Raw genomic sequence first — 24443 nt, 5'->3', positions numbered from 1 at the left:
CGCCGCCGGTGACGGGGGAGAGTGAGTGAGATGACGCTTAAGTCGCTTTGTTTGCTGAGCACTGCTTCGCTGAGTGTTTTGACGATGGCCGCGCCGGCGATCGTCCGAGCGCAGGAAGCAACCGTCAGCTTCGCGTTACCCGCCGGTCCGATGAAGACGTCACTGCTCACCGTGGCGACGCAGAGCAACATCAAAATCCTGTTCGACATCGCCACGGTGTCCAACTTGCAGGCGCCCGCGCTCCAAGGCCGGTATACGCCTCGCCAAGCTCTAGACAGGCTGTTGCTCGGCAGCGGTTTGACCGTCGAGCAAGTCCGCCCCGGTGTAATGGTGCTGCACCCGCTGCGCACGCCGGTCAGCACCGCGCCCACCGCCGATCCCAGCCAGGAGCTGCAGGGTTCAGATCTAGTATTGCAAGTCGCGCCTGCGATGGACGTTCCGACGATGGTCGCGGAGATCGTCGTCGGTTCGCACATCCGGGGCGTCAAGGACACTGCTTCGCCGGTCGTTGTCATCGGCCACGACGACATCGACCGCGCAGGCTACGCGACTGTCGCCGATGCGCTGAGCAACTTGCCCCAGGCCTTCGGCGGCAACTTCAGCGAAGACAGCATGTCGACGGGAACGGACACGATCGGTGGCAACACTGGACGCGGCGTCGGCGTCAATTTGCGCGGGCTGGGCGCGAACGCCACGCTCGTCCTCGTTGATGGACGGCGTATGGCGGGCGCCGGGTCGAGAGGTGACTTCGCTGACGTGTCCTCAATCCCGATGGCGGCGCTGGACAGGGTCGAGGTGCTGCTCGATGGCGCCTCGGCTCTCTATGGATCGGACGCCGTTGGCGGCGTCGTCAACATCCGGCTGCGAAAGGACCTCGATGGTGGCGAGAGCCGCGCGTCCGGCGGCGTGGCGACACAAGGTGGCTACAGCCGCTATCAGTTCAGCCAGGCGCTTGGGCGACGCTGGGATAGCGGCCATGTCATGGTCGCCTATGAATATTTCCACCACAGCGAACTGGCCGCGCTCGATCGTCCCTACGTCGGCTACGCCGACTTGCGGCCGCTCGGCGGCACGGATCGGCGCCGCAATACCTACAGCCAACCGGGCAACATTCTGCGGCTGAATGCTGCCGGTAGCTATGTTCCCACCTACGCCATTCCGGTCGGCCAGAGCGGCGTTGGCCTCAAGCCAACTGACTTCGTGGCCGGCACGGTGAACCTGGAAAATCAGCGCGCGGCGTTCTGGGTGCTCCCCAAGCAATCGCGCCACAGCTTGCTCGCCGCCATCAGTCAGGAGATGGGCGACGCGGTTACGCTATCGGCTGATGCGCGTCTGGGGCGCCGAGCCTTCGCAAGCAGGGCCACAGCTGCGCTCACCAACCTGACGGTGACAAAGGCCAATCCGTTCTACGTCTCGCCTACTGGCCAAGCGTCCGAGCGCATCGCCTACTCGTTCATGAACGAGGCGGGCGGCGTCGTGACGAATGGGCGAACCGAAAGCATGGCCACGAGCTTGGGAGCCGACGTCCGGCTTCCCGCCGGCTGGGCGGCCAACCTGTACGTCGCCTACGCGCAAGAGCTGACATTCAGCTCCCAGAGCAACCAGCTCAATTCCACTTTCCTGAATGAGGCGGCGGGTCTGGCGGCCGACAGCCCGCTGACCGCTTTCAGCGCGGGGCGCGATGGCTACTTCAATCCCTTCATCGGGACTGGCTCAAACCCCAAGGCGGTGCTGGACTTCGCGCTGTCGGGCCGCGACGTCTCGAAAATTCGTGGCGAGACGCGTTCGGCTAATATCGCGCTCGACGGCCCGCTATTCGATCTACCTGGTGGTCCTGTGCGGCTGGCCGTCGGCGCCCAGGCGCGGCGGGAAGCCTTGCGGTCGAGCGGCTGGACCTGGACCAGCGGCTATGCGGCGACCGCGCGCGCCCGCCGTCAGTACAAACGGGTCGTCACCAGCGCCTACGCCGAACTGAACCTGCCTCTGGTGTCGGCCGTCAACGCACGACCTGGAGTCGAACGTCTCGAGGTGTCGATCGCCGGCCGGTACGAGCACTACGATGACGCCGGGTCGACGCAAAACCCGAAGATCGGGGTGATCTGGGCCTGGACCAGCGAACTGACCGCCAAGCTCAGCTGGGGGACGTCGTTCCGAGGCCCCTCGCTGATCGAGGTGGCCGCGCCGTACACAATTTCCCCCACCCTGCTGACCTACAACGGCGGCTCTGTCCCAGTCCTGTTCTACAGCGGCGGCAATCCGGATCTGAAACCAGAGACCGCCACCTCGTGGGCGGCGACACTGGATTTCAAGCCCAAGGCGCTCGCCGGACTGAAGCTTTCCGGAACGTTTTACGAGACCCGCTTCAAGAACCGCATCGGCTCGCCGGCGCTGGACAATATCACCCTGGCGCTGACGTCGGCGGAACTGGCGCCATTCGTGACGTTCGTGAACCCCACGACCAGCCCCTCGGACCTCGCCCTTCTTCAGAAGCTCGTCAGCGACAGTCACGCGTCCAACACCGGTGTCTACGACATCAACACGTACCGCGCGGTGATCGAAGCGCGCCAGATCAATACCGGCAGCCTCATGGTGCGCGGCCTGGATCTGCAAGGATCGTATGCCACGAGCCTGGCTGGCGATCCCCTCCAGCTCGACGCCTCTCTGTCATGGCTGATGAACTACAAGCGAAAGGTCACGCCGGCTTCGACCAAGGTCGAACTCTCCGGGCATGCGACCTATCCGGCTGACCTCCGAGCTCGGGCCTCGGCGACCTGGACGCATGGGGCGCTTGGCGTGACCGCGGGCCTCAACTATGTCGGCGACAGCGACGCCGAGACGGGTCGCCGCGTTTCATCGTGGACGACCGCTGACCTGCAATTGAGGGTCTCGCCCAAGGTCGGCCTCTTTGGCCGCGCGGGCATCAACTGGTCCCTGACGGTCCAGAACGTCTTCGATCGCGATCCGCCGTTCTACGACAACCCGCTCGCGATCGGCTACGACCCGGCTAACGCCGACCCGATCGGCCGGACCGTGTCGCTTCAGCTGACCAAGGCCTGGTAGTCGGCCTAGCCGCCCGCCCACCCAATCCCACTCGAAGGAAGACCAACATGCGACGCATTGCGGCGCTGGCGGCCGGCTGCGTGCTGCTCGCCTTTGACACCTCGGCTGCCAAACCTTTCACCGTGTCGGACCTCCTGGCTCAAGAGGCCTTAGGCTCCGTGCAGGTCGATCCGACCCAGAAGTGGCTCGTCGTCCAACGGTTCGCGCCGTGGGACACCGCGCCGCGCTACGACATGGACGCGGCCACCGCCTTGGGCCTGAGCCGGATCGATCTGTTCGATCTGGCGACAGGCGACAAAAGGCCGGTCGACCTGAACCAGGCGGGCGCCGGATACGTCCCCGCCGCCTTATCGCCGGGTGGCAAGCGCCTGGCTGTCTACCGTGTCGTTGGTCACGACGTCGGGCTCGGCGTGGTGGATCTCGCCTCCGGCGCCGTGCGATGGTTTGCGGTCACGCCGCGACTGCCGGGGCTAGGCCGGACGCTGGTGTGGCATGGCGACGATACGCTCATAGTCGCCACGCGACCGGCGGAGGCGCTCGATGGTCTGTTCAGCTGGGGCTGGCTGGTCCAATCGCGCCTGCCGCCGCTTTGGGAGGCGGCCGCGCGAGGCAAGGCCGCGGTTTCGGTGGCTGGAAGCGGACGCTGGCTTGGCTTGGAGGGACGAAGTGCTCCCGGAGCTCTGGTGCGCATAGACCTGCGGGACGGCGTCCAGACGCCGTTGGTCGAAGGCCAGGTCATCGATCTCGACCCGTCGCCCGATGGCCGCACCGTGGCGGTCTTGATGGACGAGGGCCTCTTACCGACGCCCGCTACTCCCGCCAGGGCTGACCAAGTCCCGCGTCGTCGCAGTCTCATCCTCGTCGACGCCCAGAGCGGCGTGCGGCGAGACCCCCTGCCCGGCCGCGACGTCATGGTGAGGCTCCTGAGCTGGTCGCCATCGGGGCGCCGCCTGCTCGTCTTCACCAGAGATCCAGCCAAACCCTGGGACCAGGGCGGCTTCACGGTGGTCGCCTCGGACGGGAGCGTCACAGAGCTGATCACCGATCATGGCGCGCCGGCCATGGACGCGACCCAGTTCAAGGGCGCGCTCGCACGGGGCGCCTGGTTGGGCGAAGACCCGATGATCCGGTTGACCAAAGGCGGCCGCGCCGACTGGTGGAAGATGGCGCCGGGAGCCGCCGAGAACCTGACCGCCGCGCTTCCGGACGAAGCCCAGCTCGTCGCCGCCGGCCCCGCGATGCTGCTGGTCAGAGTTCGCGGCCGTCTCTGGCGCGTGGATCAGGCCGGCGTGACGCCGCTCCCGCCTGGAGCACGGGCTCGCATTACACGCCCGGTCGGCTTGGGCGACAGAGGGGTCTATGCGACGCCGCCTCTGGAAGCGGTGGCCATCGAGAGGGGCGGCCCGTCCGGAGACCTCCGCACATTGGGCGGAGCGGTCCTCGCGCCGCTGGAGACGGACCAGGAGCTTGCCGCCATCGTGTCCGCCCGTAGAGCGCGGATCGACGTGGCCCGCGACAATCACGGCGCCACGCGCGTCGGGATCGTGGCGAAGAAAACCCCGCGCCGGGTGCTCGTGACGATCAATGCGTCGCTGGACGCGGTGGAGTTCGCCAAGCCGATCGCCGTCCATCATAAGGGGATCGATGGCGAGAGCCTGACCAGCTGGCTCTTTATGCCACCCGGCGCCGCGCCGGGTAACCGCGCGCCGCTGGTCGTCATCCCCTATCCCGGACAGACACTCGACACCGCGCCGCGCGGCCAGACGCCTCCGGCCTCCGCCCTGATCGCCAACGGCCAGGTGCTAGTGGCGCAGGGTTATGCTGTTCTTGTCCCGGCCCTGCCCTATCGCGCCGACAAAGAACCGATGGACGGTCTTGCCGACCAGATCCTGGCGGCCGTAGATGCGGCAGGCCTTCAGGCGGCGGTCGACACAGACCGACTGGCGCTCTATGGCCACAGCTACGGCGGCTACGCCGTGGTGGCGGCCGCGACCCAGAGCTCCCGGTTCAAGGCGGTCATCGCCGCGTCGGCGACGACCAATCTGATCTCCGCCTACGGGCGCCAGCCCCCGGCCATGTACGCCGCGCCGGAATACGGTCTGCTCATCGGCAGCGCCGTCTCCTGGCACGAAACGGGACAGACCCGGATGGGCGCGCCCCCCTGGTCCGATCCCGAGCGCTACATGCGAAACAGTCCGATCCTGCGAGCTGACAAGATTAACGCGCCCGTCTTGATGATCTACGGCGATCTCGACAACGATCTGAGCCAGCCGCAGGGCCTGTTCGCGGCGCTCTTTCGCCAGAACAAGGATGCGATCTTCGCGATCTATCGTGGTGAGTCGCACGTCCCGCTCTCGCCAGGCAACGTCCGCGACCTTCACGACCGGATCTTCAAATTCCTGGCCGACACCGTCGGTCCTGGACTTAGCGCACCGTAGCGGGCGCCGCGGTGGGCTCGGTCGAACTGGAGATCAGCGCCTCCCACCGCCGAACCCACGACTCCAGAGCCAGGATCACGAAGACGTCCGGGCTGGAGTCGCGCCAGATCAGCTGGTCGGCGTCGAGACAGGCCAGCAAGGCCTCGCGGTCGAGAAGTCCGTGAGCGGCCAGGCGGCCTTCGACAAGATAATCCCGCAGGAAATCGAGACTGGCCGCAAGGCTGCGCGCAAAGAACACCGACAGGTCACCCTTGCCTTGCCGTGTGAGGATCGCCGCCGGTAGCCTGTCGGCGAAAGCGCGACGCGCAAAGGGCCGGTCGGTCTCGCCAATCGCCAGCAAGGGCGCGGGGATCGACAAGCAGACCTCCACCACGGGCTGAGCCATAAGCGGATCCAGGATGTCCCCGGCGCGGTGGCGCTGACTTTCTCCAAAGGCGCTCAGGCTGTTGGTGATCGCGCGCAGCTGGGTCTGCTTGGCTGGGCTGACGCCCGAAAGTTCGCTGAGCCAAGGGTGCCATTCGGCCGCAGCCTGCGCGACGGCGGCGCTGAACAACGGCGAAGGCGCGGGTGGTGCAAGCGAGGCGTTTCTCTTAGCCTTGGCCTCTCGCAGCAGCCGCCAGACGGTCATCGCACGGCGCGAGGCAAGACGCGACAGCGCACCGATTGGCCGCACGCCACCCGAGCGACCGATCAAGTCCAGGACGAGCTCAGAGGCGGGCATCTGATAGAAAACCGCATCGCCGCCGCGACCGGTAAACAGCGCGCCGGGACTGTCGCCGGCCAGCCGCGCGGCAAGGTCGGCGTCGTGATCGGGATCCCCGCCGACGTAGTTGGGCCTGGGTCCCCCCGCCGCCAAGGAAAGCTTTTCGGCGTCGAGCACCAAAAGCTCGCGGTCGACCACCTCAAGGCGGGCGCCAACTTCATGGGCGACGGCGCGCGCGAACGCGCTTTCGTCGGCCTCGGTCTGCGCCCAGCTGTGATTGATCGCGTAGTCGATCGGCGCCTTGCAACGCGCCAGGGCGCTGGCGACGATCGCCGAATCCAGCCCGCCCGAGATCTCGCAGATGATCCGGTCGCGTCCCAGCGCCATGGCGGCGGTCGCGCCGTCGACGACACGCGCCAAGGCGCCAGGATCGCGCCAGCGCCGGTCGCTGCCCTGCGCAAACCATCCCGGCGCCCACAGTCGTTCGCTGGGTTCTTCGCGCCAAAGCGGAGTTAGCACCCCCGACGTCACCGACGTCACACCCACAAGCGGGGAAAGATGGCTGGCGAGGTTCTTCTGACGCAAAATCTTGCTGACTGCGGACCAGTCGATCGCCAATCCCGCCGGCCAAAGGGCGCGGTCGCACGGAAGCCTCGAGCCGATGAATCCCAGACCCTGGCTCCGCCAAGTCATGGCCTCGATCGTACCCATGGGATCGCGATAAACGGTGACGTTCGGCCCGTCGGTGAAGATCGCCAGATACCGCCCAAAGGCGCCGCGCGAGAGCGCCAGAGCCGCGTCACGCGGTGACAGCCCTGCGAGCGTCTGGACACGGAAATCGGCGCCGACACCTTGCCGGGCCTGGGCGGCGTCGTAGAGGTCGCCGATCACTCCGCCGGCGACACCCGGCAGATGCCGGTAGCCGGGCGAGGCGGCGGTCTCGATCAGGATCGAGATCCCCAGACGTTCGGCGACCGCCCGCCAGCGCTTTGACGCGATCAGCCGGTCACGAATCTCAAACCGACGCGCGTTCGCCGCTTCGTCGCCCGCCGCGATCACCAGATAGTCGCGCATTTCAAATGGCCAAGATCGGCGCATAGGCGCTGACGTGCTCGACGGTGTCGTCGAGCACGGTCGTCCCCGCCTGCAGCCAGCAGTGAGCCTGGAAAGGCCAGGTGCGTACGCCAAACACCCAGTTCGGCCGAAAGCCGTAAGCCCGCAGATAGAACAGCTGCTGCAGGCTGCGCATCAGGCACACCCCGTCGCGTGGCAGCCAGGCCGCCTGGCGCGCAAAGCGCGCCGCCTCTCGCTCCAACGCGCTTGCGCCAATTCGCTCGGCGGTCATCGCATTCAGGCTCGGTGCGTCTTGCGAGACCAAGTCGATGAGCTGGGCAAAGCTTAGCGCCTCGACGGCTGCGGCGGCGCGCAGGTTGGCGCGCCAGGCCCGCGCGACGCGCGCCGGCGTCACGCCCACGCCACGAGAGACGAGCCCTCGGGTCGCGCGAGGTGGCAGAGCCAAAGTCCGGCGCGGGTCGCCGACGGTCAACAGTCCAGCCTCGATCAGCGCATCGGCCGCGCGGGGATCGTTCATGATCAGCGACCCGTCCGAGGAAAACGCCATGACCTCGCCGGCCCCGACAAGGCAGTAGTAGACGTCGGCGTGGACATCGAGAAAGACCACGTCGGCGTCGATCGCGACGGCATGGACGTGGTCGGAAAGGACAAGCCCCATGGTCGGCGTTGCTCCTCAAGCCGCCAGCGACGCGAGCGCCGCCGACGGCACGATCGTCAGCCCACGAAATAGCGCTGGGTGACGTCCATCGCTTCGGGCGTGTCGCCGACGTCCGAAGCCAGGGTGAGGCTCTTGGCTGAGCCGAAGCGAAGCAGGCGAACCGTCATTTGCGATGTCCTGGGATAGGGCCGTCTGTCCGCGATGCGACCATGACGGCGGCTACGGGGAAGACGTCGGCGCCGCTGCCGGCGCCGACAGGGACGGCTCGTTACGGATCGTAACGGATCGAGGGGTCCTCGGCCTCGGGCTGCTTGAGCCCTTCGGACGCGAGGGTGAGGGCCTTGGCCGAACCGAAGCGGATCAGCCGGGTCTTGAAGCGGGTCATGACGACCTCCTTGGCTGGTGTTCGTCGCTGTGTGCGACGGCTCAAGGAGACGACTCGCGTGTTGTATATTCAATTCTATATTTACGACCGATGATTGAGCCGAATTGTGCTCGTTAAAGACCCATTGCTGCGGCGAGAATTTCGCCAGACCGGCGAGCGCGACGGCGGTAGTGCGCACGCACAATGATGGTTGGCCGAGCCGTTTCTTCTGATCGCAAGGCTTGGTAGAGCGGCTTGCCGTCGTCCTCGCCCAAGACCTGGGTCTCGGCCAGTGCGAAAGGTGCAAGCTGACCAAGGACCCTGCCGGCCGCCGCCCCCAAGGCCAGGTTGCTTATACGCGAGGGTAACTGCGTCAGCTCGACGGGCGAAGCCTCCTGCGATCCGGTTTCGGTCGGGCTTAGATCGCCGAGCGCGGCCTCGATGAGAAGGGAGGCCAATCCGTAGAGTGCAGACAGACTTTCGCGATCGTAGGCGTGGGTTCGATAACCTCCGGACGAGCGCGTAATCAAGCCCTCGCCTGCCAGGTGCGCCAAGGCTTCGCGGACGGGCGTGGAGCTGACTCCAAGCTGTGCGGCAAGCGGCAGTACGGGCAGCGACAACCCCTTAACGGCGTCAGGAGCCGTCACTAGCCGACGAAGCGCGATGAGGGATCGTTCGAAGGGATCACGATCTCGGCCCAAGTCTCTGGTCTCCACGTCGAAAACCAATTTTTCCGCCTAGCCGAGCGGCGCGTCTAACGTGGAGGGACGGTCTGGAGTGGGGGACGCCAATCGCCTGTGGACACATTGCGTCGTTGGCAACGTCGCCTACCCCGCAAAGCAAACCCTTGCCGCTCGGGGGGCTTTTGGTTGCAGGCCGTAGTGCAATGAAAGCCGAGCTTGCCGGCGACATGGGTCACTGCGCCGCTCAATGGGAAAACGTTCCGGTCGCAGACCATCCAGAAACTCGCAAAATGGTTGTCCCCTGACGCTTGCGCTGCAACTATCTCCAAGGTTGATTAAGTGTCGGAGTTCCTATGGCCGCCACACCCAAGACGGCCCTCGGGCGTCAGCGCCGACTGCTCCATCAGATACTCAAATCGGTGCGTGAGGAGCGGCATCTTACGAAGGACCAAGTCGCCGCGGCGATGGGGGTGTCCAAGCGCACCTATCATGACTTCGAGAAGGGCGCGCGAGAGTACGACTTCAATAAGATCAGGCTGTTTGCGAAGGCCACGCGCAGCGACGCGTCGGCCATTCATCTCGGCGTGCAATACAATTGGCCCGAATTTCCGCTGCTCCTCATGGACAACAAGATGGCTACGGCCTTTTACATCCTGACGCGCGATCTCCACGGGGAGTACGGCGACCGCTTGGCGCGCGTACCCGACGGACTTTTGATCGCCGGGTTTCGGCACATCTCCGAAGAAATCAAAAAATTCTTCGAGCGCCGGGCAGCCAACTCCGAGGACTATATGGCGCGCGCCATTCAGCAGAGCTACGAAGACCCGGCTGGTGGTGGCGACGGCGACAGTCAGCCGTAACGCGCGCCGGCGCTAGTCCGCGCCGGGCGGACCGGAGGGTCTGTCGACCGATTTGTCGGGCGACCGCTCCTCGATGCGACGGATCCAGGTCAGCGGCAAGACGTCGTCCTCGGCCGCCATCAGCCGAGCATTGATCGGCTGGGGCCAGGACGGATCATCGAGCTTGACGTTGTAAAGCGCGCCGCTGGCGGCGTCCGCTCGCCAGGCGGCCCCGATTTCGAAGTCGCCCTTGAAGGCCAGCAGTGGCGGTCCCTTCGCGCTGTGGCGGCCAGATGGCGCCAGCCGAATGACCGCTTCGAGCGACAGGGTCTCCACACGACCGACGAACCCGTCGCCGTCACGACGGAACTGACCAATAACCGACATCTTGGGATCTCCTTGCGCCGCCGCCCCACGCGCTTGGCGCCCGAAGGTCGCGCCAGGTGGCGGCCTGACCGGGCGATTGGGGGGGACATCGCGCTTAGGGCCAGGCCGCCGAGGTCTCGCCGCCGGTGGGGATGCGGTGACGGGACCAGGCTTCGCGGACCTGAAACAGGACGCCCGGCGGGCGTTTGGAGGCGTCCGTCCAGACCGCGCAAACCCTTGTTGCGCAATGGCTTTGGCCACTCAATCGGCCCGGAAACGACGCGCATCAAAGACAGGCTCTGGCAAAGAATCGGAAAATCTCCCTACCTTCGCGGAAGGGGAAATGGGGGCTGATCCATGGCTATGGGCGCGACGGTGATGATCGACGGGCTGTGGTTCATCAGCCTACACCATCATGACGGACGCTTCGCGCGGGGCGCGGGGCGGTTTGCGTTTTCGCGACGCGACCCGGACGGTGGACGGACGCTCTTTTGCCTCGAAGAGACCGCTGACATCAGCCGGGCGGCGCTGCCGACCCATGATGCGTGGTCGCACGCGGTCACGCGCGGCATGAACGAGGTGCTGGTGCATCTGGCTGGCGCGCGGGCGCCGCTGGTCCCGGACGGCGCGCGCCTCGAGGCGCCGCCGGTTCGGTTCGACTTCCTGGACGCCGGGCGCGAAGGCGCGGTTGGCGAGCTCGAAAGCCAGGCGGCCTGATGCGCGCGTCGCTCCAGACGGGCCGCGCCGACAAGCCGATGACGCTCTTCGCGCCCGGCGCGCGGTTTATGGCCGTGCCGGGCGTGCTGGCGGCAATGACCAGAGCCGGCGTCCAGGTCGCCCCGGCGTGCCTGACGTCGGCGCCTGAAACCGGCGGTCTTGGCCATGCGGTTTCCCCAAGCGCGGATCTCGCCCCCGCGCCGCGCGGCGCGAGGGCGGACAAGACCGCCTAGCTTTCCGGATTCCAAATCATGGCGAAGACGTCTTCGTCGTCCTGATGGGCGGCTTTGCCCAGCTGGCACTTAATCGCCCTCGGGCCGATGTCGGGGTGGGAGAAGGTCAGGCTCACATACTCATTGCCGCTGAACTGGCCGCGATTGAGCCAGCCCGCGCCCAATTCCACGCCCGACGACATGATGCGGTAATCGGGAAAGCTGGCGGCCGGCTTATCGCGGATCGGGATGATGTCGATCTCGGCGTCGAGGCGAAGGGTCTTGTAGACACCCTTGAAGGCGCCGGTTTGCGGGTTGCGGATGACGATGCCCAGGTTGCTCATGGTGTTCTGCCTTTTTCCTGTTCCGCCCAGGGCCGATCCCCGAGCGTGGACCCGCGTGATGGGGCGGGCAAAAGGCCGGCAGACCCGAAGGGCCGCAGCGGAGCGGAGGACTGGCGAGCCAGAGGGTTTTTGAGCGCAAAGCGCCCGCGAGGAGACGCTGGACCGCCAGGGACGGCGGCGGGGAAAAAGCCGCGTGGAACGACGGTTCGCGCCGGCCTGACCGTCCCATAGGGTCACGTCCAACTCGGAGGTCGATCCTAGTCGGGGCAGGCCAAAGGCTGCCGCCGTGGATACCGCAGCACGTCATCCGCAACGCGCAAGCCGCCGGCTTCTGCCGCGCCGACCTGGCCCTGTGCCTTGAGCCACGGGTTCGACGGCGTCCTGGTCAGCGCAGAGCCGGTCGCCAGCGCCTTCGGCCACCGCAGGGTGACGGGCGACCAGGACCGGCGTGGGCTGGCTCAAGCGCGGTCCGTTCAGCAGCAATGGATCTGTGAGCCTGACCTTCTGCGACATCGGCGTCGGCTCAAGCGCCTTACACGCTAGCCCTCAGACCCGCCGACTAGGACGGCGAAGACGCCTTCGCCGTGACCTGGACCTTGGAAGGCGAAGGTCGGTCTGGCGCCCTCGCGCCACACGGCGCGAAGGCGAAATACTCGTTTGGGCAAATCCCATGTGGCCGCACTGAGCGGGCTCAAGGATTACGGCCTGGTCGGCGCCAAGCGCACTACAGGGGAAGCCAGCGCCGTTCGTTGGCGCCCTTCGTTTGTCTTTGTTTCACAAAGTGCGATTGAGCCGGGTGTGGTCTTGCTGTTTGCCGCGGTGACGCCAACTCTCGCCGGTCGAATACCGTCTGATCCTCGAGAATGGAAATCGTCCCGATGGCCGAACTCGACCGCATCGTGCGCCTCAAGACTGTGCTCGCGCGCACAGGCCTAAGTCGCTCGACCCTCTACCGGAAAATGGGCCAGGGCACGTTCCCGCGGCAAATCCCCATTAGCGTTCATGCGGCCGGATGGCGCGAGTCCGCGATCAATCGGTGGATTGCGGATCCGGCCGGTTACGGCGCCAGGGCCGATGAGCCCACCTGACGCAAACGACAAGGCCGATGCCAGAGGCCAGCGCCTGAAGACGGCGCCAGAGGGCGGCTCCAGAGGACGGCGCACGTCTAGCGAACGGGCAGCTGACGCGCCCTCCCGCAGAAAGGGCGCGCTTTCTCCAGAGACATCATCAGGCCGGACGCGGCGATTGGCTCTGCTTCATGCCGCCGGCGCAATATCCAGACCAAGCCTCCATGAGCTTGCGCCGCTTCTCGAACAAGTCGCCGCGCCTGTATGCGGCCTCCGTTTTATTGGCGATGGTATGAGCCAGAGCCATCTCGCAGACCTCGTGCGAGAAGCCCGTGCGTTCAGAGCTCCAGTCGCGGAACGTGGACCGGAATCCGTGCACCGTGACGCCCTGTTTCATGCGCCGCAGAAGCATCGCCATAGCCATCGAGGATAGAGGCAAGTCTGCCGACGTCCTGGGGAAAATATAGCCCACGCCGCCCGCTTCGGACCGCTCTGCGATGATCTGCATCGCACGTCCGCAGAGGGGGACACGGTGCTCGCGCCCCGCCTTCATGCGTTTGGCGGGGATGGTCCAAATCTCCTTGCGAAGGTCGATTTCATCCCAGGTCGCGCCCAAAACCTCCCCGGAGCGAGCCCCCGTCAAAATCAGGAATTCCAGCGCGCGCGCCGCCATGGCGCTGCGTAGGCGCAGGCTGGCCATAAACTCGGGCGCGGCGTCGTAGGAAAGCGCCGCATGGCGTCCGCGGGTCAACCGCTGCCGCTTGGGCAGAAGTCGGTTCAGATGGCCACGCCAGCGCGCGGGATTTTCTCCGCTCCGCAGCCCCTTGACCCTAGCGGCATCCAAGACGTTCTCGATCCGGCCGCGCAAGCGCTCAGCCGTTTCAGGCGTCCGGTTCCATAGCGGCTGCAGGACATCCAGGACGTCCTGGGTGGTGATATCTTTGACGGCCCGCTCGCGGATGGGCGCGGCGTACTTGGTCAGGGTCATCTTCCATTGGGCAGCGTGCTTGGCGTTTCGCCACGAAGGCTGCATGGCTTCGACATACGCGTCAGCGCAGGCTCCGAAGGTCTGGACCGTATCATCCCTCGCCCGCTCGACCTTGGGATTGCCGCCAACCGCGAGCATCGCCCGCAGGGTCGCGGCCTCCTTGCGGGCGTCGGCCAAACTCAGATCGCGCCGCCCACCAAGCCCAAGCTCAACGCGCTTACCCAAGCGGGTGTACATGAAAACCCAACGCTTGCGGCCGTGAGCGTCGATGGAGAGGTAGAGGCCACCGCCGTCAGAATGTCGTCCAGGCTTGGTGAGCTTGGCTGCCTGGGTTGCTGTCAGCCTGTACAGGGAACGCCCGCTCATAGCCGCCTCCGCCAACCAACCGGGCCCCATCTTTGGCCCTACTCTGGGCCCCATTTCCGACGGGGGACGGGGCAGGACCCAGGCGGACAGCATGACACAATACTCATAAATACCCAAACAATTTCAGTATATTAATAGGACGCCACGACGCCGCCTGGGGCGGGTTGGGATGAACAGTTTGGCGGACTCTTGCGCCCCATGGGCGCCTGAGATCGCTATGGGTTTTTGAGGTCGTCATTGAGGTAGCCTGACGCTCTCAAGCCCTCTGCTGTGGCTTCGACCAGAGCGCGGATGCGGGGCGTGTGGCGCACGTCGCGGTGGACGCCCAGCCAGACCGTGCGGCTGGGCGGCGGCGAGGGCGTGACGATCTCCTCCAGGCCCGGCGTCTTCTCGCCCAGACACTTGGGCAGCACCGCCACCCCGGCGCCGGCCGCGCAGGCGCGGGCCTGGGCCTCGCGACTGTTGCTACGCAGGACGATGCGGGCGCTGGCGGCCAGGCCCGCCAACCACGCGGCGTCGACCTGGCCGCCGTGCTGCTCGTCCATCTGGATCACCGCGTGGCCGTCCATGCCGTCGGCGCAACTGGGACGGCCGTGGCGGGCGATGTAGTCGGGCGCGGCGAACAGGGCGTGCGGCACGTCGGCGACCTTGCGCTGGAAGATATCGGCCTGGTCAAAGCGGTTGAACGACAGGGCGATATCGGCCTCGCGCCGGGTCAGGCTAAACAGGCGCACGTCGGTGAGCAGTTCGATCGTCACCTCGGGGTGGCGAAGGCTGAAGTCGGCGTAGATCGGCGCCAGGGTGCGGGCGGCGAACCACTCGATGGCGGTGACGCGCACAGGACCGCTGAGGCCCGCATCGTGGCCGCTGATCAGCCGCTCGACGGTCAGGGCCTCGCCCTCCATCCGCTCCAGATTGGCCAGGATCGCTGCGCCGGCGACGGTCAGGACGTAGCCCGTGGGCGTGCGCTCCAGGAGCCGCGAACCGGTGCGCTTCTCCAAGGCGGCGATCCGCCGGCCCACCGTTGGCTGGCTGAGATCCAGCACCTGGGCCGCGCGGGTCAGGCTGCCAAGCCGGGCCACCGTCAGGAAGACGCGCAGATCATCCCAGTCCATCTCTCACCCCATGCAAATCTGAATGACCGCTAGGCGAAACTGGGCGGTCCCGCTGCAGATTTCAACGCCCACCTTGGCTGCATCGGTCGCGGTCCTCGTGGCCGCGGAGATCCTCAAGATGGCCCCCATCATCAACGCCCCGGCGCCGTCGTGGTCGACGACCCAGTGGTTCAACACGTCAGCGCCGCTGGACCTGCCAGCGCTACGCGGCAAGGCGGTGGCGCTCTACGCCTTCCAGATGTTGTGCCCCGGCTGTGTCAGCCACGCCCTGCCCCAGGCCCAGCGCTTGCGCGAGGCCTTCCCCGGGGACGCCCTGGCCGTCGTTGGCCTGCACAGCGTGTTCGAGCACCACGCCGCCAACAGCGCCGAGACCTTGGAGGCCTTCCTGCACGAGTACCGGATCGGCTTTCCGGTCGGCATCGACGCCGCCGGAATCGACGATCCGATCCCGCAAACCATGTCGGCCTACCGCATGCGCGGCACCCCGACCCTGGTGCTGATCGACGCCCAGGGCCGCCTGCGCCGCCAGGTGTTTGGCCAGGCGCCCGACCTCAACGTCGGAGCCGAGATCACCCGGATCCTCCAGGACGCCACGCGCGACGAGGCCGAGCCTTCTCACGCGAACGACTGCGCCGCCGGCGCCTGCCCCGCCCCTCTTCCCAACTGACCCTCAAGTTCAACAAAGGAGAACACCCATGGCCAACATCAGCCTCGTCGACCCCGCCGCTGCCCCGGCCGCGGTCAAGCCGACCCTCGACCAGATCAAGGGCGCGTTCGGCGTCGTCCCCAATATGTTCAAGGCGGTCGCCAATTCGCCGGCGGCCCTGACCAGCCTGTGGGGCGCGTTCGGCGCCTTGGGCGGCGGAACGCTGGGCGCGCGTCTGGGCGAGGAGATCGCCGTGGCGATCGCCAACGCCAACGCGTGCGAATACTGCCTGGCCGCCCACACCGCCCTGGGCCGCAAGGCCGGCGCAACGTCTGACGAGATGGCCGCCGCTCAGGCCGGCGTCTCGGCCGATCCGCGCACCCAGGCGGCCCTGACCTTCGCGCTGAAGGTGGTGCGCGATCGCGCGGCGGTCAGCGCCGACGATGTGGCGACCCTAAAGGCCGCCGGCTTCGACGACGAAGGCGTCGTGGAGATCATCGCCCATGTGGCGCTCAATCTCTTCACCAACTACGTCAACGTCGCGCTGGACGTGCCGGTCGACTTCCCGTCGATCGCCTTGAAGCGCGCGGGTTGAGCGAAATCTTAAAACCGCGAGCTTTTCACCCGCCCGCTTGATCCCGTCGTCTCCGCGGCGCGCGAGGCAAGTAGACGGCCGCATTTGGGTCGTTGAGGCATTTCAAAGGAGGCCTGGCCAGCGATAGCCAGGCCAACCTTGGCTTTCCAAGTTGATTTGACAGGGCGCTGCAGCGCTTCCCACGACCGCGCGATCGCGCCAGATCTTTGCGACGACGCCTGATGTCGCGCCAAGAAATGAGCGCCTGGCGTCCCGCCACGGAAATGACAACCCGCTCGCGGCCCGAAAACGCGGCGGCTATGGCCGTTCCAAAGTGGGACCCAGGGTAGGACCCAATTAAAGCGGCACGATTTTCATGAAGAAAATCAACACCCTAGCAAGGGCGGTGGCGGTGAGAGAGGGATTCGAACCCTCGATAGAGTTTCCCCTATACACGCGTTCCAGGCGTGCGCCTTCAACCACTCGGCCACCTCACCAGCGCAATCGAGTCGGGGGTGGTTGAGACCCCCGGCGCGGGAAGGCGCGCAATATACTCAGGGGCAGGCTCAGGGCAAGGATGAAACCCGCGTCGGATGCGCCTATATCCAGCGACGAAGAATTCCGCGTCCGAAAGGCCCGCCATGCTGTTCCAGAAAACCCTCGACCTGCCGACCGCCGACACCGCCCTGCCAGGCCGTTCCGCGCCGATCCCCACCGCCGAGACCCACTTCATCAACGGCCACGCCCTGAAGGGCCCGTACCCGGACGGCCTGGAGACGGCGATCTTCGCCATGGGCTGCTTCTGGGGCGTCGAGCGGGTGTTCTGGCAGGTCCCCGGCGTCTACGTGACCGCCGCCGGCTATGCGGGCGGCATCACCCCCAACCCGACCTATGAGGAAACCTGCACCGGCCGCACCGGCCACACCGAGGTGGTGCTGGTGGTGTTCGACCCGAAGGTTGTGACCTACGAGGCGCTGCTGAAGACCTTCTGGGAGAACCACGACCCGACCCAGGGCATGCGCCAGGGCAACGACATCGGCACCCAGTACCGCTCGGGCATCTACGCCACCAACGACGCCCAGGCCGCCGCCGCGATCGCGTCGAAGGAGGCCTACCAACAGGCGCTGTCGGCCAAGGGCCTGGGCGATATCACGACCGAAATCGAGGCCGCCGGCCCGTTCTACTTCGCCGAGGACTATCACCAGCAGTACCTGGCCAAGAACCCGAACGGCTATTGCGGCATCGGCGGCACCGGCGTGGTTTGCCCGATCGGCCTGGGCGTCGATGCGAGCGCCGAAGCCTGATGACGCCTGAGGCTTTCGACAAGGCCTGCCTGGGCCTGCCGGGCGCCACCCTGTCGGTGCAGTGGGGCGACGATCACGTGTTCAAGGTCGGCGGCAAGATGTTCGCCGTCCGCGGCACGGGCGTCACCCTGGGCGGCGGCATCTCGTTCAAGGCCTCGGACGTGGCGTTCGAGGTCCTGACCGAGAGCGGCCGCGCTGCGCCCGCCCCCTATCTGGCCCGCGCCAAGTGGGTGCATTTCCCGGACCTGGCCGAGTTGGACGCCGACGCGGTCACCGACTGGGTGCGGACCGCCCATGGCCTGATCGCCGCCAAGCTGACGAAGAAAGCCCGGGCCGAACTGGGGCTCTAGGCCTTCGCCAGACCCTGCAGGGCCGTGGTCTCGATCGCTTCCAGCAGGCGCTCGTTGGTCAGGCCCGGCGTACCCGGAGCCCACTGGGTCAGCCAGATCAGCATGCCGACCAGCAGCTGGACCACCAGGGCCGGCTCGCACGGGGCGATGGTGCCGTCGGCCAGCCCCTCCTCCAGGAAGCGCTCCAGCCGCAGTCTCAGCCGCGCGGTCCAGCCCTCGATCGCCGCCTGCTGGGCGGGCTCGAGATAGGAGTGGTCGCCGAAATAGAGCTGCGGACCGTTCTCGACCCCGTCGTCCAGAACCGCCTTCAGGAACCGCCGCAGCTTGCACAGGCCCATGCCCCCGCCGGCCTCGACCCGCACCAGTATGGCCTCGAACCGCTCCAGGGAGCGCTGATGGCCCGCGAAGGCCAGGGCCTGCTTGTTGGGAAAGTAGTAGTAGAGCGCCGCGTCGCGCAGGCCCAAGGCCGCGCCGATCTCGGTCATGGTCGCCGCCGCAAAGCCCTTGGCGTTGATGATCTTGATGGCCGCGCCGAGGATCTCCGCGCGTTTCTGCTCGGATTTCCGGCTCTGCGCCAACGGCCTGGCGTCATCGACCAGGGCTGCGGGGTCCAAACCCTTCGGCAACCGCGCTCTCTCCCGTCCGGCGCGCTCGATTCTGTCGCCCAGCGCTTTTCCGGACAAAGATGCTCGTCCTGAACGTGACCGGGATCAATCCGATAAATTCTAACTTGCGCTAGAATATCGAGTTCATATTAAAATCGGCCCAGCCACGTACCGGGATGCAAGACCGGGCGTGCTAGGGGCGAACGATGACGCAAAGCGTCACTATCCTCGGCCAGGCTTACCCGACCGCCTCACGCGGAACGGACGCACGGCCAGGATCGCAGTTCCCCAACGTCAACACGACCGCGCTCCCCACCAGGAAACTTCGGCATGCTCGAGCCGGAGCGGGGAAGACTGCGGCGCATAAAAAAATACAGGGAGTTGAACATGAGAAACGTCCACCTGCTGGGGGCGTCAGCCCTGGCGCTCGCCATCGCCGCACCTGCCTACGCCCAGCAATCCTCCAATAGCGTCATCGACGAAATCGTCGTCACCGCCACCAAACGCGAACAGACCCTGCAGGACGTGCCGATCTCGGTCGCCGTCACGGGCCAGAAGACCATCGAACAAGCCCAGGTCCGCGACCTGATCGACCTGCAGACGGTCGTGCCCTCGCTGAAGGTCTCGCAGTTTAATGCGACCGGCCAGACCAACTTCATCATCCGCGGCTTCGGCAACGGCAACGGCAACGACGGCATCGAAAGCTCGGTCGGCGTCTTCATCGACGGCGTCTATCGCAGCCGCTCGGCCGCCGCCCTGGACGACCTTCCGGAAATCGAGCGCGTCGAAGTGCTGCGCGGTCCGCAATCGACCCTGTTCGGCAAGAACGTGTCGGCCGGCGCCATCAGCATCGTCACCAAGCGCCCGCAGTTCGAAGCCGGCGGCAAAATCGAAGCCAGCGTCGGCAACTTCAACACCCGGCAGATCCGCGGCACGTTCACCGGCCCGGTCAGCGACACCCTGGCGCTCCGCGTCTCAGGTAGCCTGAACAAGCGCGACGGCCTGTTCACCAACCTGACCACCGGCAACGACGTCAACGACCGTAACCGCTGGTCGGTGCGCGGCGACGCCCTGTGGGAGCCGACCGACAAGACCTCGGTGCGGATCATCGCCGACTACAACAAGATCGACGAGACCTGCTGCGCCGTCGGCTCGATCCTGAACGGTCCGGCCACCCTGGCCATCGGCGGCGTGCTGGGCAAGCCGATCGGCAACCCGGCCAAGATCTTCGACCGCGAGGTAATCTTCAACACCGACCCCAACAACACCCTGTCGGGTAAGGGGATCTCGGGCCAGATCGACCACGACCTGGGCTTCGCCAAGCTGACGGCGATCACCGCCTACCGGAACCAGAAGAGCGCTTCGTTCCAGGACATCGACTTCACCGGCGCGGACATCTCCAACAACCGCACCGCCAACACCATCAAGACCTTCACCCAGGAGATCCGCCTGGCGTCCAGCGGCGACGGGCCGATCAACTGGCTGGCCGGCGCGTTCTACCAAGACGAAAAGCTCGATACCGGCCGCACCATCACCTACGGCAGCGACATCCGCGCCTTCGCCGACGCCCTCTCGGGTCCGGTGCCGGCCGCGCTGCTGGGCGCCCTGCCCGCCGCGATCCGTCCGGCCCTGACCGGTCGCTCGAATATCTATGCGCTGGAATTCCTGCAGAGCCTGGCCACGCCGACCCTGGTGCGTCCCGGCTCGACCTACTTCCAGGCCGGCCAGGGCATCAACGACTTCTACAACATGAAGCAGAAGTCGTACTCGCTGTTCGGTCAGGTCGACTATGCGGTCACCGACAAGCTGACCCTGACGGGCGGTCTGGCCTATCTGAACGACGAGAAGAAGGCCCGCTCGAACGTCGTCCTGAACGACCCGTTCTCGGCGCTGAACCTGGCGGCCGTGCCGCAGTTCCCGGCCCTGGGCCTGCCCGGCAACATCTACAACGCCCTGGGCGCGCTGCAATTCTTCTACGGCAACACGACCAACCACGCCCCGGTCAACTACCCGAACGCCACCGAGTCCGGTCAGCTGAAGGGCGACAAGGTCACCTACGCCGTGCGCGCCGCCTACGACTTCGGCCCGATCAACGCCTATGTCAGCTACTCCACGGGCTGGAAGGCCGGCGCCTACAACCTGTCGTCGGACAGCCGTCCGCCGAACGCCAACGGCGTGGGCCGCACCGCCAATCCGGAAGATGTCGACGTCTATGAAATCGGCCTGAAGGCCAATTTCCCGGGCGGCTACGCCAACCTGGCGGCCTTCAAGCAGTCGATCCAGGGCTTCCAGTCCAACGCCTTCACAGGCCTGGGCTACAGCCTGGTCAACGCCGGCGAGCAGTCGGTGAAGGGCTTCGAAATCGACAGCGCCTGGCGTCCGGTCCAATGGCTGAACCTGGCGGCCTCGGTGACCTATCTGGACGCCCAGTACGACAGCTTCACCGGCGCGGCCTGCGTGAACTACGACACCGCCCGCTGCCCGGTGAACCCGGCCACCGGCCTGCGTCCGAACTTCCGCGACCTGACGGGCGACACCCCGGCCGGCATTCCGAAGTGGTCGTTCTCGACCTCGGCGACGATCAACAAGGAGCTGAGCGCCGACTATCAGGGCTTCATGCGGGTGGAATACAACTACACCAGCAAGACCCACCTGACCGAGACGACTCCGCCGAACCTGTCCAGCTTCGACCAGAACATCGTCAACGCCTCGCTGGGGGTCACCAACACGCCTCACCAGCTGGAAGTGATGGTCTTTGCGCGCAACCTGACCAACGACAAGTACCTGATCTCGACGTTCCCGACCGTGTCCCAGGACGGCAGCTACAGCGGCTATCCCAGCGCCCCGCGCACCTACGGCGTGACGGTTCGCAAGAGCTTCTAGGGACGATCGCGGCCGCCCTCGCGGCGGCCGCTTTCACGCGTATTTGAGACCCCACCTGCAGGCGGTTCGCACCTCGCGAACCGCCCTTTTCTTGTTGTGGTTACCTGCATCCGGAGCGCGTGTGCGCCTTTGTCGCACAGCTGTGACACAGACGAGCGTTGCCTTGAGGGCCGGACTCGTCGATGTGTCAGGAACTCGGCGCACCCCACCGCGTCCGACAACTTTTTTTGTATGAGCCGGCTGGACATGACCCAGCCGGCTCGCTTTCCCCACTCCCGGCTTCCAAGGTCCCGTCTTCCACCACGGCCCCGCCCCAACGCCTCCGAAACGTAAAACATTGTACACGACTTAATCGTGCAACTTTAAATCCCTAGCGAAGCGCTACCGTTCAACGCTTCCTGGAAACGACCACAGAGACCGCCGCAACCCTCGCACAGGCCACCGACGACCATGACGCTGTCCCATAGCCTCGCCATCAGCTTTAACGCCCGCGCCACGCTGGAACGCCGCGTGGCCCCGTTGGCCGCGACGCTGCTTCTGTGGGTCGCCTTGATCGACGCCGTCCGCCTGGTCGCGCACGCCCTCTAGGCCCAAAGACCTAGGGTTGCTCAGAAGGGCTTGTCGCCCTTGATCGTCACGCGCTCGACGATCCGCTCCTGGGGCCAGTAGTCCAGAATTGCGTAGTGCTGGGTGGCCCGATTGTCCCAGAAGACGATCGCATTCGGCGTCCAGCGGAAGCGCACCTGGTATTCCGGCGCCTTCACCCGGTCCAGCAGCTCATTCAGCAGCGCCTTGGCCTCATCCTCTGGCAGGCCCAGGATCCGGGTTGTGAAAACCTTGTTGACGAACAGGTGCTTGTCGCCGGTCTCCGGGTGCGTGCGAACCACCGGATGGACCATCGGCGGATAGGCCGCCCGCAGCTCCTGACGCTTGGCCTCGTCGACGCGATAGCCATAGCTCTGAATGATGTCGTGCTCGGCGCTCAGGGTCGCCAGCTGATCCTTCAGCTTCTGCGGCAGGTCGCGATAGATGGCGGCCGTGTCGGCGAACAGGGTGTCGCCGCCCAGCGGCGGCATGTGCCGCATCCGCAGCACTCCGCCCATCGACGGCGCCTCGCGGAAGGTGACGTCGGTGTGCCACTTATTGGCCGCCCGCACGATCGGCACGATGTCCTCGCGCAACTTCATGCCATCGGCGGCCTCAATGTGCAGGATTTCCGGAAAGCCCGGCACATGGGCCGTCACCGGATGCCCCTCCAGATCGCCGAAATAGCGCCCAAAGCGGACATGGTCCTCGTAAGCGATGTCCTGGTCGCGGAAGAACACCACCTTGTGGCGCAACAGGGCCGCACGGATCGCCGCCACGATCTCGGGCTTGAGATCCTGCGTCAGGTCGACCCCCGAGATCTCGGCGCCCAGCACGGGGCCGGCGGGCGTGACGGTCAAGCCGGCATAGTCGACAGCGTCATTGTGCGAGATGGAAACAGGCGCGTTCATGGCGTCCTCCCGGACACACCCTTTTCGCGGGCGGTTTGTGCGACCACCCTACGACTGAACGACGTTCTCTCAATCCAGATAATCTAACCGGGACGTCAGGCGTCCAGCGGTTCGGCGCCCGTTCGGGCCTTGGACGCGACACTCTTGCGGCGCACCTCGCCCACCAGGCGCTCGTCGCCGGTCGGCATGGGTTCGTAGACGAAAACGCTGGCGCAGTCGTGGGCCTCGGCGATCTCGCCCGCCAGATCCAGCGCATTGCGGTCATCGCTGGCAGATCCAGCAATAAAGGTCAGGGACACGCCGTCGGCGCGCCTTGGGTAGTACAAAAATGTAGGCACGGTTTACGCTCCGGCTTTTCCGAGCGGGAGCAGAAGCCAAGGCTTCATCTCTCAGTCACCGGCGCTCGAAGGATGATGCTGCCGACAATATCCACAGGCTAACACCTTCAGAGTCATAAAGCGACCGCACAAACCTTAGATCGATCATTTAAGTTCGTCGACAACCCGACGAAACGGTTTGAAAGATTTACCAGAAGACCTGAAAAACCTCCGCTTTCATACCGCCAAAGCTCAACTACACGCATCTATGCTGAAGCTTCACCAGCGCTGTAGCGCTGTGAAAGGCGATGCAATAGGCTCCGAAGCGCTGGCAAACCGGTCAGGACCCTTTTGTTTATGACGATCTCGACGGCCGAAACTCGCAAGCTCTACCAGCAGGTCGCAAGCTCGATCGCCGATGCGATCCGCGACGGCCTGCACAAGCCCGGCCAGCGTTTGCCGTCCGAACGCGACCTGGCCGAAGAGTACAAGGTCAGCCGCCCGACCGTGCGCGAGGCGATGATCGCCCTGGAAATCCGCGGCCTGGTCGAGGCCCGTCACGGTTCGGGCATCTATGTCACCGAAGCCCCACGCCCCGAGGCCCCCGCCCCCGATCTCGACATCGGGGCCTTCGAGCTGACCGAAGCCCGCCGCCTGATCGAGGGCGAGGTCGCCGCCCTGGCCGCCGCCACCATCACCGAGGAAGAGCTGACCGAGCTGGCCTCGATCCTGGACGAGATGCTGGTGGCCGGCGACAACACCGACAAGGGCGAGCAGGCCGACCGCCGCTTCCACATCGCCATCGCCGGCGCCAGCCGCAACGCCGCCCTGGTCACGGTCGTCGAGAACCTGTGGGACCTGCGCTACAAGTCGCCGCTGTGCCGGGCCATGCTGTCCCGCGCCCGTCAGATGGTCGCCCGGCCGCTGATCCACGACCATCAGGCCATTCTCTCGGCCCTGCGCGAGCGCGATCCGGCCCAGGCCCGCAACGCCATGCGCGAGCACTTGGGACAGGTGATCGACAACCTGCTGACCGCCACCGAGATCGACGCCCTTGAGCGTGCGCGCAACGAGGTCGCGGCCCGCCGTACAGAGCTGGCCAGGCGCTCGTCGCTCTAGTCCATTCCGCCATCTGGTCGATCCGATCAGACCCCGGAATGCTTCGTGAGAAAAGTCGCGCCGCGCTTCCAAAAAACGTCATTTTTGCCGCCGGTCGGCTTGCGGAAAGCCCCTCCTCTCCCGTCATTCTTTCATAAGCGGACACTGCTCGTGCC

23 protein-coding genes and 1 tRNA gene are annotated in these 24443 nt (G+C 65.9%); 13 read left to right on the top strand and 11 right to left on the bottom strand.

All coding sequences use genetic code 11. From position 1 onward, the window contains the following. Positions 1-30: 30 nt before the first annotated feature. Positions 31-3060, top strand: coding sequence for a TonB-dependent receptor (locus ABDW31_RS20060; protein WP_343699458.1), 3030 nt, complete (start codon positions 31-33; stop codon positions 3058-3060). A 47-nt stretch (positions 3061-3107) separates the two neighbouring features. Beyond that, a complete protein-coding gene (locus tag ABDW31_RS20055; protein WP_343699457.1) occupies positions 3108-5498 on the top strand; it encodes a prolyl oligopeptidase family serine peptidase in 2391 nt (796 codons plus the stop codon). On the opposite strand, the gene ABDW31_RS20050 is transcribed toward ABDW31_RS20055, so the two are convergent. The 3 genes from ABDW31_RS20050 to ABDW31_RS20040 form a co-directional block, all read right to left on the bottom strand. Further along, positions 5485-7275, bottom strand: a complete 1791-nt coding sequence (locus ABDW31_RS20050; RefSeq protein ID WP_343699456.1) for an asparagine synthase-related protein — start codon at positions 7273-7275, stop codon at positions 5485-5487. The two genes, ABDW31_RS20055 and ABDW31_RS20050, sit on opposite strands and share 14 nt — an antisense overlap. Position 7276: 1 nt before the next feature. Further along, positions 7277-7933 carry a lasso peptide biosynthesis B2 protein gene (locus ABDW31_RS20045; protein ID WP_343699455.1) on the bottom strand — a complete coding sequence of 219 codons (657 nt, stop codon included), beginning with the start codon at positions 7931-7933 and terminating at the stop codon, positions 7277-7279. A gap of 498 nt (positions 7934-8431) precedes the next feature. Next, positions 8432-8998 (bottom strand): GntR family transcriptional regulator, encoded by a 567-nt coding sequence (locus ABDW31_RS20040; RefSeq protein ID WP_343699454.1) that lies wholly within the window; start codon positions 8996-8998, stop codon positions 8432-8434. A 335-nt stretch (positions 8999-9333) separates the two neighbouring features. Here ABDW31_RS20040 and ABDW31_RS20035 point away from each other — a divergent pair, with 335 nt between their 5' ends. Next, positions 9334-9840 (top strand): helix-turn-helix transcriptional regulator, encoded by a 507-nt coding sequence (locus ABDW31_RS20035; protein ID WP_343699453.1) that lies wholly within the window; start codon positions 9334-9336, stop codon positions 9838-9840. Positions 9841-9852: 12 nt separating this feature from the next. On the opposite strand, the gene ABDW31_RS20030 is transcribed toward ABDW31_RS20035, so the two are convergent. After that, positions 9853-10206 carry a DUF736 domain-containing protein gene (locus tag ABDW31_RS20030; protein WP_343699452.1) on the bottom strand — a complete coding sequence of 118 codons (354 nt, stop codon included), beginning with the start codon at positions 10204-10206 and terminating at the stop codon, positions 9853-9855. Between the two features lie 357 nt (positions 10207-10563). On the opposite strand from ABDW31_RS20030, the gene ABDW31_RS20025 reads away from it, so the two are divergent. Continuing rightward, complete coding sequence (locus ABDW31_RS20025; RefSeq protein ID WP_343699451.1) at positions 10564-10902, top strand: hypothetical protein; 339 nt, start codon at positions 10564-10566, stop codon at positions 10900-10902. Continuing rightward, on the top strand, positions 10902-11135 hold the full coding sequence (locus ABDW31_RS20020) for a hypothetical protein (RefSeq protein WP_343699450.1): 234 nt from the start codon (positions 10902-10904) through the stop codon (positions 11133-11135). The genes ABDW31_RS20025 and ABDW31_RS20020 overlap by 1 nt, the downstream gene beginning before the upstream one ends. On the opposite strand, the gene ABDW31_RS20015 is transcribed toward ABDW31_RS20020, so the two are convergent. Next, positions 11132-11458 carry a DUF736 family protein gene (locus ABDW31_RS20015; protein ID WP_343699449.1) on the bottom strand — a complete coding sequence of 109 codons (327 nt, stop codon included), beginning with the start codon at positions 11456-11458 and terminating at the stop codon, positions 11132-11134. The two genes, ABDW31_RS20020 and ABDW31_RS20015, sit on opposite strands and share 4 nt — an antisense overlap. An 878-nt stretch (positions 11459-12336) precedes the next feature. On the opposite strand from ABDW31_RS20015, the gene ABDW31_RS20010 reads away from it, so the two are divergent. Beyond that, positions 12337-12546 (top strand): AlpA family phage regulatory protein, encoded by a 210-nt coding sequence (locus ABDW31_RS20010; RefSeq protein WP_343699448.1) that lies wholly within the window; start codon positions 12337-12339, stop codon positions 12544-12546. 139 nt (positions 12547-12685) lie between these two features. Here the strand turns inward: ABDW31_RS20010 and ABDW31_RS20005 are convergent, their stop codons facing one another. Further along, positions 12686-13879: an integrase arm-type DNA-binding domain-containing protein gene (locus tag ABDW31_RS20005; protein ID WP_343699447.1), complete on the bottom strand. Its 1194-nt coding sequence runs from the start codon at positions 13877-13879 to the stop codon at positions 12686-12688. Positions 13880-14094: 215 nt separating this feature from the next. Continuing rightward, positions 14095-14994 carry a LysR family transcriptional regulator gene (locus ABDW31_RS20000; protein ID WP_343699446.1) on the bottom strand — a complete coding sequence of 300 codons (900 nt, stop codon included), beginning with the start codon at positions 14992-14994 and terminating at the stop codon, positions 14095-14097. A gap of 118 nt (positions 14995-15112) precedes the next feature. Between ABDW31_RS20000 and ABDW31_RS19995 the strand changes: the two genes are divergently transcribed. Together ABDW31_RS19995 and ABDW31_RS19990 are read left to right on the top strand one after the other, a co-directional pair. Further along, positions 15113-15661, top strand: a complete 549-nt coding sequence (locus ABDW31_RS19995; RefSeq protein ID WP_343699445.1) for a redoxin domain-containing protein — start codon at positions 15113-15115, stop codon at positions 15659-15661. Between the two features lie 28 nt (positions 15662-15689). Then, positions 15690-16235: a peroxidase-related enzyme gene (locus ABDW31_RS19990; protein WP_343699444.1), complete on the top strand. Its 546-nt coding sequence runs from the start codon at positions 15690-15692 to the stop codon at positions 16233-16235. A gap of 386 nt (positions 16236-16621) precedes the next feature. On the opposite strand, the gene ABDW31_RS19985 is transcribed toward ABDW31_RS19990, so the two are convergent. Continuing rightward, positions 16622-16711 (bottom strand) — tRNA-Ser (locus ABDW31_RS19985). A gap of 144 nt (positions 16712-16855) precedes the next feature. On the opposite strand from ABDW31_RS19985, the gene msrA reads away from it, so the two are divergent. Beyond that, on the top strand, positions 16856-17518 hold the full coding sequence (msrA, locus tag ABDW31_RS19980) for a peptide-methionine (S)-S-oxide reductase MsrA (RefSeq protein ID WP_184721778.1): 663 nt from the start codon (positions 16856-16858) through the stop codon (positions 17516-17518). Continuing rightward, positions 17518-17868, top strand: a complete 351-nt coding sequence (locus tag ABDW31_RS19975; RefSeq protein ID WP_343699443.1) for an MmcQ/YjbR family DNA-binding protein — start codon at positions 17518-17520, stop codon at positions 17866-17868. Before msrA ends, ABDW31_RS19975 begins: the two co-directional genes overlap by 1 nt. Here the strand turns inward: ABDW31_RS19975 and ABDW31_RS19970 are convergent. Then, complete coding sequence (locus tag ABDW31_RS19970; RefSeq protein ID WP_184721782.1) at positions 17865-18494, bottom strand: TetR/AcrR family transcriptional regulator; 630 nt, start codon at positions 18492-18494, stop codon at positions 17865-17867. The two genes, ABDW31_RS19975 and ABDW31_RS19970, sit on opposite strands and share 4 nt — an antisense overlap. A 366-nt stretch (positions 18495-18860) precedes the next feature. Between ABDW31_RS19970 and ABDW31_RS19965 the strand changes: the two genes are divergently transcribed. Continuing rightward, positions 18861-21356 (top strand): TonB-dependent receptor, encoded by a 2496-nt coding sequence (locus tag ABDW31_RS19965; protein WP_343699442.1) that lies wholly within the window; start codon positions 18861-18863, stop codon positions 21354-21356. A 450-nt stretch (positions 21357-21806) separates the two neighbouring features. Beyond that, on the top strand, positions 21807-21944 hold the full coding sequence (locus ABDW31_RS19960) for a hypothetical protein (RefSeq protein WP_184721786.1): 138 nt from the start codon (positions 21807-21809) through the stop codon (positions 21942-21944). 20 nt (positions 21945-21964) lie between these two features. Here ABDW31_RS19960 and ABDW31_RS19955 read toward each other — a convergent pair whose 3' ends face one another. Continuing rightward, on the bottom strand, positions 21965-22852 hold the full coding sequence (locus ABDW31_RS19955) for a TauD/TfdA family dioxygenase (protein ID WP_184721788.1): 888 nt from the start codon (positions 22850-22852) through the stop codon (positions 21965-21967). A 95-nt stretch (positions 22853-22947) separates the two neighbouring features. Next, positions 22948-23151 carry a hypothetical protein gene (locus ABDW31_RS19950; RefSeq protein WP_343699441.1) on the bottom strand — a complete coding sequence of 68 codons (204 nt, stop codon included), beginning with the start codon at positions 23149-23151 and terminating at the stop codon, positions 22948-22950. A 375-nt stretch (positions 23152-23526) separates the two neighbouring features. Here ABDW31_RS19950 and ABDW31_RS19945 point away from each other — a divergent pair, with 375 nt between their 5' ends. After that, entirely contained in the window at positions 23527-24288 is a 762-nt protein-coding gene (locus tag ABDW31_RS19945) for a FadR/GntR family transcriptional regulator (RefSeq protein WP_184721792.1), read from the top strand. Positions 24289-24443 lie beyond the last annotated feature (155 nt).

It is taken from the genome of Caulobacter sp. (genome assembly GCF_039596335.1).
In the GTDB taxonomy this organism is placed as follows: Bacteria; Pseudomonadota; Alphaproteobacteria; order Caulobacterales; family Caulobacteraceae; genus Caulobacter.
This window is presented reverse-complemented; position numbering and strand designations above follow the sequence as displayed.

Coding starts and splice junctions, on each gene's coding strand:
- ABDW31_RS20005 (WP_343699447.1), bottom strand. CDS start 13,879: ATGAGCGGGCGTTCCCTGTACAGGCTGACAGCAACCCAGGCAGCCAAG.
- ABDW31_RS20060 (WP_343699458.1), top strand. CDS start 31: ATGACGCTTAAGTCGCTTTGTTTGCTGAGCACTGCTTCGCTGAGTGTT.
- ABDW31_RS19955 (WP_184721788.1), bottom strand. CDS start 22,852: ATGAACGCGCCTGTTTCCATCTCGCACAATGACGCTGTCGACTATGCC.
- ABDW31_RS20025 (WP_343699451.1), top strand. CDS start 10,564: ATGATCGACGGGCTGTGGTTCATCAGCCTACACCATCATGACGGACGC.
- ABDW31_RS20010 (WP_343699448.1), top strand. CDS start 12,337: ATGGCCGAACTCGACCGCATCGTGCGCCTCAAGACTGTGCTCGCGCGC.
- ABDW31_RS20030 (WP_343699452.1), bottom strand. CDS start 10,206: ATGTCGGTTATTGGTCAGTTCCGTCGTGACGGCGACGGGTTCGTCGGT.
- ABDW31_RS20035 (WP_343699453.1), top strand. CDS start 9,334: ATGGCCGCCACACCCAAGACGGCCCTCGGGCGTCAGCGCCGACTGCTC.
- ABDW31_RS20015 (WP_343699449.1), bottom strand. CDS start 11,458: ATGAGCAACCTGGGCATCGTCATCCGCAACCCGCAAACCGGCGCCTTC.
- ABDW31_RS20055 (WP_343699457.1), top strand. CDS start 3,108: ATGCGACGCATTGCGGCGCTGGCGGCCGGCTGCGTGCTGCTCGCCTTT.
- ABDW31_RS20000 (WP_343699446.1), bottom strand. CDS start 14,994: ATGGACTGGGATGATCTGCGCGTCTTCCTGACGGTGGCCCGGCTTGGC.
- ABDW31_RS20020 (WP_343699450.1), top strand. CDS start 10,902: ATGCGCGCGTCGCTCCAGACGGGCCGCGCCGACAAGCCGATGACGCTC.
- ABDW31_RS19975 (WP_343699443.1), top strand. CDS start 17,518: ATGACGCCTGAGGCTTTCGACAAGGCCTGCCTGGGCCTGCCGGGCGCC.
- ABDW31_RS19995 (WP_343699445.1), top strand. CDS start 15,113: ATGGCCCCCATCATCAACGCCCCGGCGCCGTCGTGGTCGACGACCCAG.
- msrA (WP_184721778.1), top strand. CDS start 16,856: ATGCTGTTCCAGAAAACCCTCGACCTGCCGACCGCCGACACCGCCCTG.
- ABDW31_RS20045 (WP_343699455.1), bottom strand. CDS start 7,933: ATGGGGCTTGTCCTTTCCGACCACGTCCATGCCGTCGCGATCGACGCC.
- ABDW31_RS19960 (WP_184721786.1), top strand. CDS start 21,807: ATGACGCTGTCCCATAGCCTCGCCATCAGCTTTAACGCCCGCGCCACG.
- ABDW31_RS20050 (WP_343699456.1), bottom strand. CDS start 7,275: ATGCGCGACTATCTGGTGATCGCGGCGGGCGACGAAGCGGCGAACGCG.
- ABDW31_RS19945 (WP_184721792.1), top strand. CDS start 23,527: ATGACGATCTCGACGGCCGAAACTCGCAAGCTCTACCAGCAGGTCGCA.
- ABDW31_RS19990 (WP_343699444.1), top strand. CDS start 15,690: ATGGCCAACATCAGCCTCGTCGACCCCGCCGCTGCCCCGGCCGCGGTC.
- ABDW31_RS19965 (WP_343699442.1), top strand. CDS start 18,861: ATGAGAAACGTCCACCTGCTGGGGGCGTCAGCCCTGGCGCTCGCCATC.